Below are 12,199 nucleotides of genomic sequence, written 5' to 3' on the forward strand. Positions count from 1 at the left end.
GAACAAAGAAAATTTACAAAATAGAAAGCATGGACAAGCATGTTGCATTAGGAATAGACATTGGGGGTAGTCACATCACCGCTGCGTTGATAGATTTAAATAGCCGGCAATTAATCAGGGATTCTTTAAGGAGGGAAGTGGTTAACTCCCGAGGCAAAAAAGAAGACATAATAAAGTCCTGGTGCAATGTTATTAATGAAATTTTTAAAGAAATTCCTCAAAGATTACGGTATATAGGTATTGCTATGCCCGGACCGTTTGATTATGAGGAAGGGGTATCTCTCATTAAAGATCAAGATAAATTTAGAGCGCTTTATGGAATAAATATAAAAGAAGAGCTTTCCGATTATCTGGGCATTCCAAAAGAAAATATTTGTTTTATTAACGATGCAGCTAGCTTTTTGCAAGGAGAAGTTTATGCTGGCGCAGCGATAGGTAAATCTAGCGTGTTTGGCTTAACGCTCGGCACCGGATTAGGATCTGCATATTCTACCAATTTTAAATCTGTAGATGCAGATTTATGGAACAAGCAGTTTTTGGATGGCGTTGCTGAAGATTATTTTTCTACTGGATGGTTTATAAAAAGATATAAGGAAATTTCGGGTAACGCATTAGATGGTGTTAAAACGCTTGTCGATTTATTGGAAAGTGATGTAAACGCACAACGAATATTTGATGAATTTGGTGAAAATCTTGCTAATTTTCTAGCACCAATAGTTAAAGCTTCTCACTCAGATACTGTTGTGATTGGCGGAAACATTTCAAAGTCTTTTTTTGCTTTCTCACCAAAGTTGATGGAAACTTTAAAAGAGCATCAGTTAGATGTAGAAATAGTAGTATCCAAACTTAACGAACTCTCTGCCATAATTGGGGCAGCAAGTTGCTGCGAGGAATATTTTATGACTAAGTAGCATTACAACTGCCATGGTTTTGTTTCTGTTATTTTATGACGCCTGATAAATTAAAATCATGATGAATAAATTTGTAGTTTTTATCTCTGTTCTGATCCTGTCATCAACTGTGCGAGCACAAACCGATACAATAAAAAGAGATCGGTATACTTTAATTTTTAACAATCTGGCCGCTCTAAAAAATGTGAAGGCAAAAGAACATCTTGTCGATGCTTTTTTTAAAGCGTATCCGGCTTTTGCAAAGGCTGATGGTTACCGGACAAAAAGGAAAGTCGACTTAATAATTAAGCCGCATCTAACCAAAACGTTGGCCGCAAAAGAAGGAGAGATCGTGCTGGACAGCATTTGGATAAATGGCAATCCAAAAAATTTAGATAAAATGTTAGCGGTTAGTTTGGCGTCTCATTGGATTTTATCAGACACCACAAAACACCATGGTTATACGCTGGTATTTGTGAGTAAGGATCGAAATTTAGATCCCGAAGTTAAGAAAACGTTAACAGAAACATATTTTGCCGTTTACCCCAAACTTAGGAAGACGTTCAATAAGAAAGCTAGGAAGGAAGTAGTTTTTGTAATAGATACAGCATACAAAGCGGTTGCAGAAGCGAGCGACGGGCGAATCTTATTTAGCGCAGATTATATGAAAGCACATCCGACGGATATAGATATTGTAACCCATGAAGGCATGCATGTAGTGCAGGGGTACGGTTATGGCTCTGGCCCAGTTTGGCTTACTGAAGGAATTGCAGATTACGTGAGGTACAAATATGGTTATGATAATGTTGGGTCTAAATGGTTTTTACCTGCTTATAATGCTAAACAAAATTATACAAATAGCTACAGAGTAACTGCCCGTTTCTTTGTTTGGATAGCGCAAAATGTGAAGCCAAATATTATTAAAACAATAGACGACCTATTAAGAAAAAAAGCATATACCTTACAATCTTGGAAAAATCTAACTGGTAAAAGTCTCGATGAACTTTGGACAGCATATACGCAAAACCCAAATAAAATTCTTTTAGAATACGCTGATAAAAAAGCGGGTAAAATGCTAGTTAAGTAAGTTTTTTGTGAGATTTGAGTGTAAATTCTAAAATGATAAAACGATTTAGTAAATTGTCCTCAAATTTAGCTATAGGACCATGAAAAAAAATTCCATTTATATTGCTTTAGTTTTGTCTTCGTGCTTTTTACTAAACAGGTCTCAGGCGCAAGAGCAAGTAAAGAAAAACGGCTATACGTTAGTTTTTAAAAGTAATGACGCAAGTTTTAGTCCACAGTTGAAGCAGCGCCTAATAGAAACTTTTTTTGAAGTTTATCCAAAACTCGCTGCCGAATACAATTCCAAAACCATTAAAAAGGTTTACTTTTCGATCGATACTGCTTATGATGGGGTTGCTGCGACAGCAAACGGAAACGTTACTTTTAATCCGAAATATATGTCGAAACACCCAAGTGATATAGATGTAGTAACACATGAAACCATGCACATTGTGCAGGATTATGGCCAAAGTGTTGGACCCGGCTGGTTAACAGAGGGCATAGCCGATTATGCCCGTTATAAATTTGGAATAGCCAATGCAGAAGCCGGTTGGAAATTAATGCCACCAAAAGAAAATGATAGTTATACAAATAGTTACAGAACAACCGCTGCATTTTTTGCTTGGATAGAAAAAAATGTTAAACCAGGAATAGTGAAAACGGTAGATGCTACGCTCCGGAATCATACATATAGTCCTAACATCTGGAAAGACCAAACGGGGAAAAACCTTGATGATTTATGGCAAGCTTACGCTAAAAATCCAGATATTTAGATAACTTAACCAAAGTAATTAAAAATACACACACTAACCAAACAAACACAAATGAAAAAACTATTAATCGCGTTATTTACGCTTGCTGTGAGTCACAGCTTTGCGCAAACAAATATGCCTCTAGTAGGTCCTATTGTAGATCCAGTCGATTGGATCAACCCTTTGATGGGAACCGATTCTGACCCGAGTCTATCTAACGGTAATACTTATCCTGCCATTGGTGTGCCTTGGGGCATGAATATGTGGACGCCTCAAACCGGAAAAAACGGAGACGGATGGGCCTATCAGTATAGTGCCAATAAGATTCGTGGATTTAAACAAACGCATCAACCTTCTCCATGGATGAACGATTACGGCGCTTTTGCAATAATGCCTGTGGTTGGAAAATTAAGAGTTACCGACGAAGATCGTGCGAGTTGGTTTAGCCATAAAGCAGAAGTTTCTAAGCCCTATTATTACAGCGTATATTTAGCTGATTACGACATGACGACCGAGATTGCGCCGACTGAAAGGGCAGCTCAATTTAGGTTTACATTCCCTAAAACAGACAGCGCTTATATCGTAGTTGATGCTCAAAATAAAGGCTCTTACATAAAAATTATTCCTAGAGAGCGAAAGATTATAGGTTATACCACAAAATATGCACGTGGTCCATTGCCAAGTAACTTCAAAAATTATTTTGTCATTCATTTTGACAAGGATTTTGACATCTCTAAAACTTGGAGTAGCAAAACGGCGATTACTGATGATTTAGAATTGCAAAGCGATCAAAGCGGTGCAGTAATTGGTTTCAAAACAAAAAACGGCGAACAAGTTAATGCGAAGGTTGCCTCCTCATTTATAAGTTTTGAGCAAGCAGAACTTAATTTAAAAAGAGAACTTGCAAACGACAATTTCGATGCTACAAAAGCAAAGGCAAAAGCAGTTTGGAACAACACATTAAATAGGGTTTTGGTTGAGGGCGGAACAGTAGATCAAACCAGAACCTTTTACTCTTGTTTGTATCGCACCTTGTTTTTCCCAAATAAAATTTACGAGCTAGACGCAAACAATAAACCCACTCACTGGAGTCCGTATACTGGAAAAGTACTTCCTGGTTATATGTTTGCAGGAACGGGTTTCTGGGATACATTTAGAGCGCTTTATCCTTTCCTAAATTTAGTTTATCCCTCCATCAATAAAGAAATGCAAGAAGGGCTTGTAAATGATTACAAAGAAGGTGGGTGGTTGCCAGAATGGAGTAGCCCGGGTTATGCCAACATTATGGTGGGAAATAACTCGGCGTCTGTCGTTGCCGATGCCTATATAAAAGGTGGTCGCGGTTATGACATAAATACGTTGTGGGAAGCTTTAAAGCATGGCGCAAACGGTCAAGGGCCAATGGAAGCAGTTGGTCGTAATGGATTTGAATATTATAATAAGTTGGGCTATGTTCCTTATGATGTGAAAATAGGTGAGAATGCTGCGAAGACGCTAGAGTATTCTTACGATGATTTTGCAATTTATCAATTAGGTAAAACATTAGGAAAGCCTGCTTCAGAAATTGCCATATACAAAAAAAGAGCCATGAACTATAAAAACCTTTTTGATGAAAGGGTTGGGCTAATGCGTGGTAAAAATGAAGATGGAACTTTTCAAACACCATTTAGTCCATTTAAGTGGGGCGGGGCGTTTACAGAAGGAAATAGCTGGCATTACACTTGGTCGGTTTTTCAAGACATAGACGGATTGGCAAAAATGATAGGTGGTTACGGAAAATTTGTGGAGAAGTTAGATTCTGTGTTCTCGATGCCACCGGTTTTCGATGAAAGCGCTTATGGCGGTGTAATCCATGAAATTAGGGAAATGCAAATTGCTGGTATGGGACAATACGCACATGGAAATCAACCTATACAGCATATGATTTATTTGTACAACTATGGAGGTGCCCCATACAAAACACAATATTGGGCCCGAGAAACTATGAATAGGATGTATCATGCAACGCCAGATGGCTATTGTGGTGATGAAGATAATGGACAAACATCTGCTTGGTACGTTTTCTCCGCAATGGGTTTTTATCCGGTAACCCCTGCTACAGATCAATATGTACTTGGTGCACCGTTGTTTAAGAAAATAACCATCAGCCTAGAAAATGGGAAAAAGATTGTGATTAATGCTCCTAAGAACAGTAGTAGTAATCTGTACGTAAATTCGTTAAAAATCAATGGAAAGTTATACTCTAAAAACTGGTTAAGCCACAAGGCACTTCAAGCAGGTGCTGTTCTAGATTTTGATATGACAGATTCCCCAAATAAACAACGTGGTTCTAATCCGGTAGATTTCCCTTACTCTTTATCAACCGACAAGTAAGATTTAGCTGGGTCTGAGTCGAAATGTACACAGACCCAGTTGTATTTATTTATAACTAATCAAATTTAACTATGAGACTTAACAAATTGCGAGCGCCGGCGATAGTGATATCGATGGTTCTCCTGAGCGAAATTGGTTTTAGCCAGACGAAGCAAATTAGCCTAGAGAATTTCTCGGCATTTAAAAATTCTAATAAAAATTGGGCTATCGTGGGCGGCGTTATCGCCGATTTAGCAAAAGACGACCTAATAAAAAGCACTAAAGGTACAGGTATTCTACTTTGTTCATCTAATGAGAAAAGCCATGGTGCCGACTTATTCACGAATGAGGAGTTCGGTAATGCTGTTGTGGAGCTAGATTACATGATGGCAAAAGGCGGTAATTCGGGAATCTATCTGCAGGGAAATTACGAAATTCAGCTAGAAGATTCTTGGGGATACAGAAATCCAACAGCTGCAAATAATGGGGGAATCTATGGCAGATGGGACGCTTCTAGACCTAAGGGCGATGAAGTAGTTGGTGGTTTTGCACCTCGCCAAAATGTAAGCAAAGCGCCAGGTTTGTGGCAACACATTAAAATCGTTTTTCAAGCCGCAACCTTTGATGGGACTGGCAGCAAAACAGCAAACGCAAAAATTTTACAGGTGGTACTTAATGGGGTTATTATCCACGAAAACATCGAATTAGTCGGTCCGACTAGAGGAAACAATGGTAAAGAAGTAGCCATGGCACCTTTGCGTCTACAAGGAGATCATGGTTCGGTAGCCTTCAGAAATATCAGCATTGCGCCTTTTCAGGATATTGCGATGAAAGAGCAACGAGATGGTCCGGATCCAATTTATATAGAGGCAAACAGCAATATAAACCTTCGTAGTTTTGTCCCATTAGAAAATAATGTCCTTGCGCCGCATGGCATTTCGGTTGGTGGGCCGGAACAAGTGAGTTTTAGTTACAATTTGGATAAAGGTACGCTTATGAAAGCTTGGCATGGCTATTTTCTGGAAACAACACCTATGTGGGACGGTCGCGGAAATGGCACATCTAAACCGGAAGGAAGCGTTACCTATTTTACAAAAACGCTTATTCCATCTATTGCGCTATTAAAAAGCAATAGTGATAGTTGGCCAACAGATACCGTGGGTTCTGGTTATAAACCCAAAGGTTACGTAATGGATACTAAAGATAGACCTGAATTTACTTACATTACTTATGGCGTAAAAATTAATGACGCCATTAAAGCGATGGCAGATGGACATGGATTAGATAGGGAGATCTCTACTGATAATGCTTCAAAAGACCTATACCTTCTTTTAGCAAATGCAACAGACATCCAAGAAATAGAAAAGGGATTATATGTGCTAAACGATAAGTCTTATTACATTAAAATTAACGAGGCCGATGGAAAACCGACCATTCGGGATCACAATGGGATGAAGCAATTGATTATGCCAATTGGCAGTAAATTAAATTATTCAATCTTATTTTAAGCAAATACAACATGAAATTTTTAAATAGAAAAAGCGCGATTGTTGCATTGGCACTAGGTTTAATGACTGTAAGCGCCAGCTTTTCGCAAGAAACACCAAAAGAAGAAGACTTCTTTAAAATAAATAAAGTTAGAGTACCGGAAGGAATTATACTAGAAGTGGGCGGGTTGGCAACTTTCCCGAATGGAGATTTAGGAATCTCTACCCGCCGCGGTGAAGTTTATATTGTAGAAAATCCAACTGGCGCGAGACCATATTTTAGAAAATTTGCTTCTGGTTTACATGAGATTTTAGGTCTAGCGTTCAAAGATGGAGCTATTTATGTTGCCCAACGAGGGGAGTTAACCAAGTTGATAGATAAAAACATGGATGGAAAAGCTGATGTATATGAAACTATTTATGCCTGGCCGATAAGTGGACATTATCACGAATATAGTTTCGGGCCGAAAATTATGCCCGATGGTACCTTTATGGTCACCGCAAATGTTGCCTTTGGCGATGAAGAGTGGTGGCGAGCAGAAAGTCGCGTGCCGATGCGAGGGTGGGCAATGAACATTACGGAAGATGGAAAAATGATGCCGTATGCAGCCGGATTTCGGTCTCCTGCCGGAATAAGTTTATTAGATGGCCAATTCTACTATACCGAGAATCAAGGAGATTGGGTTGGGTCTGGTGGTTTATGGAAAGTAAACAAAGGTGATTTCATGGGCCATCCCGCAAGTTTGCGTTGGGCAAATAGGCCAGACTCTCCGGTAAAAGTAGATTCTACTTTTTTCTATTCCCATATTGATGAGAGGCGCGTAAAAGACGCTAATGGAAGACAGATTAAACCTGAAAATAGGGTTGATGAGAAATTTACTACCCTTCACGAACAACAGAAAACGTTTCCTTCTTTAAAATTGCCGGAGGTTATTCTACCGCACGGTATTTTGGGAATCTCTACTTCCGAGGCTGTAAAAATTCCGGAAGGAGCTTTTGGTCCGTTTGCCGGTCAGGTTCTTATAGGTGATCAAGGGATGAGCATCATTTCTCGCGTATTTTTAGAAAAAGTAAAGGGCGAAGAACAGGGCGCTGCATTTTTGTTTAGAAAAGGATTTCGTTCGGGCGTACTTAGGTTGGCTTGGGGACAGGATGGTTCTTTGTTTGTTGGAGAGACAAACAGAGGTTGGGGTTCTGCCGGCGATGCGAATGAGGGCTTGGAACGCGTAACTTACAACAACAAAATTCCGTTTGAGATGAAAGCGGTTAGGGCAATGCCTGATGGTTTTGAAGTGGAGTTTACAAAACCAGTAGATGTAAAATCTGCAGAAGATATAGCATCTTACGCAGTAGAGAGTTTTACTTATAAGTATCAACCAGTATATGGCTCGCCGCCAGTTAATCAAGAAACTTTGAAAATCAGCGGCGTAAAATTATCGCCGGATGGAATGAAAGCAAGATTAATTGTGCAAGGATTACGTCCATATTATATCCACACTTTAACCTTAGACGGCGTTAGAGATAAGGAGGCTTATTACTCTTTAGTTCATCCAGTAGCTTACTATACTTTAAACGCAATTCCAGATGGCGCAAAACTATCAATGGAAGGCGTAAGCACTAAAAACTCTGCGATGTTAACAACTGGTAAGATCATTCCAAAGAAATTGCCGACAAATTCGGTTCCAGAAAAAGCAAATGTGGACAACCCAAAAGGTGTGCAACAAATCGTGGCAAAAGTCCCAACTTATAAAGAGGTAGAAGGATTACTCACTAAAAACACTTGCTTAGCTTGTCATAATCCGACTAAAAAGCAAATTGGGCCAGCTTTTGCAGAAATAGCAAAACGTAATTATACCAATGAACGAATTTTGAAACTGATTCATAATCCTGAGCCAAAAAATTGGCCTGGCTATTCGACGGAGATGCCGCCAATGCCACAAGTTGCGAAAGCAGATGCGCTTAAAATCGCTGCATGGATAAATTCTCTAAAATAACTGTAATTTTAATAAAGACTATAAGTTTTCATAATAAATAATAAAAAGCGGTTGGCAGAAATTCCAACCGCTCTGTTTTTACACGAATTTAAATAGCGATGAGAAGAATTTTAGTTTTGGCTTTGTTACTCATTGGCTGCGCAGCAAATGCCCAGCAAACAATGAACTTTAGCGGTAGGGTTTTTGATGAATTTGGCAAAGCGCTGCCCAATATATTGGTGGAAGTGCTAAACAAACCCATTACACTAAAAACAGGGGCTAACGGAAACTTTACCTTCTATCATATCTCGTCTGGAAAACTAAGTTTAAAATTTTCTGCAGTAGGTTACGCGGAAAAAATTGTTTCGGTGGAAGGTGGCGTTTTTTATACCATAACTTTAAATCGATCTAGTTTAAAATTAGATGAGGTTGTGGTAAGCTCAGAGAAACAAGAACAAAAATTGCAAGATGTAGCTGCAAGTGTTACTTTGTTGTCGGCACAAAAGATAGAAGATTATCGCATTCAATCCACGAGAGATCTATCCACTGTTGTTCCAAATTTGTACAGCAGTAATCCTGGCGATGGCAGAAATGTAACCTCCATTAGAGGAATTGCAACGACCTCATATGACCAAGCCATCGCAACTTATATAGATGGTGTAAATCAGTTTGGATTAGATACTTACATTTCCTCGCTGTTTGATGTTGAAAGTATAGAAGTTCTGCGTGGTCCACAAGGTACACTTTACGGCCGAAATGCAATGGGTGGTGTAATCAATATCCTCACCAAAAAACCAACAAATGATGTTAGTGGATTTCTAGGTGCCGATTTCGGAACATTTGGTCAAGCACGTTATAGTGCAGGCATTCGACTGCCACTTATCCAAAACCATCTGTACTTTGGCGCGGCTGTACTTTATAATAAGCAAGACGGTTTTTATACCAATCGTTTTAACAGTGCAAAGTTTGATAAACTTCAGGGTTTGTTAGGGAATTATTATTTAAAATATCTCCCAAATGATAAATTCTCGCTTACCTTAAATGTTAAACACAATGAGAACAGAAATAACGGAACTTTTCCGCTTACTGGCAGTGTAGTCGATGCTTTTGAGCATCCATTTGAAGTGAATCAGAACGCGCTAACCAAGATGGTAGACAACCTATTTAACGCCTCTTTGTCTGCCAATTACTATGGCAACAATGTAAATGTGAGTTCTCAAACGGCTTATCAGCGTAATTATAGGTATTACACTTTGCCCATAGATGGCGATTTTTCTCCAATAGATGGGGTGTCGATTGTAAATAATTATGGCAAAGATTGGAATAAAGTACAAGTGTACACACAAGAGTTTAAGGTAAGTTCGCCTGCTAGTGTTGGAAAACTAAAATGGATTGCAGGTCTTTATGGATTTTATCAGACCAATCCTGTTAAGCAGGGAACGCATTTCGGAGTAGATGGAGAATTGCTCGGTGCGCCTTTTCCTAATTTCACCACTATAAATACCAATACAGGTAAGGGTTATGGTTTAGCCGCTTTCGGACAATTGAATTATTCAATTACCCCTCAACTTGTCGCAACTGTTGGTTTACGGTATGACTACGAGCATAAAAAACTAAATGTTCAGGGAGAATTTTTGATGGATGGTGCCGATGCAATGATTACGCAAAGCGATACAGTAGGAAGAACTGCCTTTAAGGCCTTCTCACCAAAGCTTTCTTTGGCCTATAAATTAGTTGATTACAGCAACTTGTATGTGAGCTATAGCAGAGGTTTCCGATCTGGAGGATTAACACAACTTGGTTCAGATCCATCTGTGTTGCCACTTGTTGCATACAAACCAGAGTACAGTGATAATTATGAAATCGGATTGAAAAATGAATTTTTAGATCAAAAATTAAGGTTAAATTTATCTTACTTCTACATTAACCTAACAAATGCTCAAATTCCTGTTTTAATCTTGCCGGATGCAGTTACAGTGACTAAAAATGCAGGTAAATTGCATAGCGAGGGTATCGAATTAGAACTTGCAGCAAAACCTTTAAAAGGCTTGGATTTCAACTATAATTTAGGCTATGCGGATGCAGTGTACAAAACATTGAGTTTGCCCGTTGACGGGAAAAAAGTTAATCTTAATGGGAATAAGCAGGTTTACACGCCTAGCGTAACCTCTTCAACGGCAATACAATACAACGTTCAAATAAAAAAAACTTCCAATTTGAGTTTGGTGGCAAGGAGCGAATGGTTTTACATCGGCAGTCAATTTTTTGACCTCGCCAATCAGATAGAACAAAAAGGCTACAGTTTATTAAATGCAAAAGTTGGGGTTTCTAATAAAAATTACGAAATTTATTTATGGGGAAGAAATCTAAATAATAAAACGTATATCGATTATGCATATGATTTTGGCGCCGCACATTTGGGCAATCCCCGTACATTTGGAATGTCGGTAAAGACCAAATTCTAAAACTGACGTTACTGTCTTCAGAAAAATTTAAAAAACTTATGATGAATATCGAATCCTTGTCTGCGGTAGAACTCGAAAAGAAGGCTGCTGCTTTGGCGGCAGTAGAATTTATAAAAAATGGAGATTTGGTTGGTTTGGGCACAGGGAGCACTGCAAAATATGCCATCGAAGCGATCGGACAAAGAGTTAAAGATGGATTAAAGATCAAAGCTGTAGCAACTTCTGTAAAAACCGAGGAACTAGCGAACACGTTTGGTATAGAGATGTTGGACCTTAGTAGAGTAGATTATTTAGACATAAGTGTAGACGGCGCAGACGAATTTACAAAAAGTTTAGATGTAATAAAGGGTGGCGGAGGAGCACTTTTTAGAGAAAAAATAGTCGCGTCCTTAGCTAGAAACAGCATTATCGTAACAGATTCTTCCAAACTCGTGTCAACTCTTGGTGCTTTTACCTTGCCCATAGAAATTGTACCCTTGGCTTACCAATATGCCTTTAATGAAATTGAAAAGCTTGGTGGAAAGTGTGTGTTACGAATGGCGCATAACGAGGTTTACAAAACAGACAACGGAAATGTTATTCTAGATACCGATTTTGGATTGATAGAAAATCCTGAAGCACTTTCTATTCGGCTAAACCAGATTGTGGGTGTTTTTGCCCAAGGATTATTTATTGGCTTAACGCAGAAAATAATTATGTCGAAAGGTATGTCGATTGAAGTTTTTGAGAAATAAATAAGAAAAAGAAACGGGGAAGCTGCCTAAACAACTCCCCCGCAATCTAAATTAACGCTCTCGATAAGTAAACGCATTAACCATTAAAAGGTTTTAAAAAAAGTAATAAAGTTTTTGGGTGGCTTAATTGGTTAAAACTAAGAACGAATAATGCAGTAGAAGTTGAGAAGTATTCGTCAATATTATTAATAATCCCTGGATTTAGGAACATTAAAGATCCGTTGGGCAGAACTAAACTTTAGCGAGTTTTAATAATTCGAGCGTTCCCCTGAAGAGGGTCGCGCTTTACGTTCCAATCTTTTTGCTCGTTCCTCGCAAAAAGGATTTCCTCTGCAATCGCTAACCGCGAAATAGCAGAATGAGCGGTGCGCTAACGATGGGAATGACATCCTCCTATGTTTGAATAATAATAATTTATCATCAAATTTATAGAAATAAGTGAAGAGGTGGGAGAGTGAGTTGGCATCCTAAGCAAGTCTAG

8 protein-coding genes are annotated in these 12,199 nt (G+C 38.8%); all 8 read left to right on the plus strand.

The genetic code is table 11. The features are described 5' to 3' along the window. Nucleotides 1-29 precede the first annotated feature (29 nt). The 8 genes from ACVWYG_RS17570 to rpiA all read left to right on the plus strand — a co-directional run bounded on the left by ACVWYG_RS17570 (nt 30) and on the right by rpiA (nt 11,718). Nucleotides 30-911, plus strand: coding sequence for an ROK family protein (locus tag ACVWYG_RS17570; protein WP_457272082.1), 882 nt, complete (start codon nt 30-32; stop codon nt 909-911). Between the two features lie 58 nt (nt 912-969). Beyond that, nucleotides 970-1,977, plus strand: coding sequence for a basic secretory protein-like protein (locus tag ACVWYG_RS17575; protein ID WP_457272084.1), 1,008 nt, complete (start codon nt 970-972; stop codon nt 1,975-1,977). Nucleotides 1,978-2,056: 79 nt separating this feature from the next. Next, nucleotides 2,057-2,728 (plus strand): basic secretory protein-like protein, encoded by a 672-nt coding sequence (locus tag ACVWYG_RS17580; RefSeq protein ID WP_457272086.1) that lies wholly within the window; start codon nt 2,057-2,059, stop codon nt 2,726-2,728. A gap of 51 nt (nt 2,729-2,779) precedes the next feature. Next, nucleotides 2,780-5,080, plus strand: coding sequence for a GH92 family glycosyl hydrolase (locus ACVWYG_RS17585; RefSeq protein WP_457272088.1), 2,301 nt, complete (start codon nt 2,780-2,782; stop codon nt 5,078-5,080). Nucleotides 5,081-5,151: 71 nt separating this feature from the next. Further along, a complete protein-coding gene (locus tag ACVWYG_RS17590) occupies nt 5,152-6,567 on the plus strand; it encodes a 3-keto-disaccharide hydrolase (RefSeq protein WP_457272090.1) in 1,416 nt (471 codons plus the stop codon). A gap of 11 nt (nt 6,568-6,578) precedes the next feature. Continuing rightward, the gene (locus ACVWYG_RS17595; protein WP_457272092.1) at nt 6,579-8,540 is read left to right on the plus strand and encodes a c-type cytochrome; all 1,962 of its coding nucleotides are present in this window, start codon (nt 6,579-6,581) and stop codon (nt 8,538-8,540) included. A 98-nt stretch (nt 8,541-8,638) separates the two neighbouring features. After that, a complete protein-coding gene (locus tag ACVWYG_RS17600) occupies nt 8,639-10,984 on the plus strand; it encodes a TonB-dependent receptor (RefSeq protein WP_457272094.1) in 2,346 nt (781 codons plus the stop codon). A 38-nt stretch (nt 10,985-11,022) separates the two neighbouring features. Further along, entirely contained in the window at nt 11,023-11,718 is a 696-nt protein-coding gene (gene rpiA / locus ACVWYG_RS17605; RefSeq protein ID WP_457272096.1) for a ribose-5-phosphate isomerase RpiA, read from the plus strand. The last annotated feature ends 481 nt before the right edge of the window (nt 11,719-12,199 follow it).

It is taken from the genome of Pedobacter sp. UYEF25 (genome assembly GCF_054061655.1).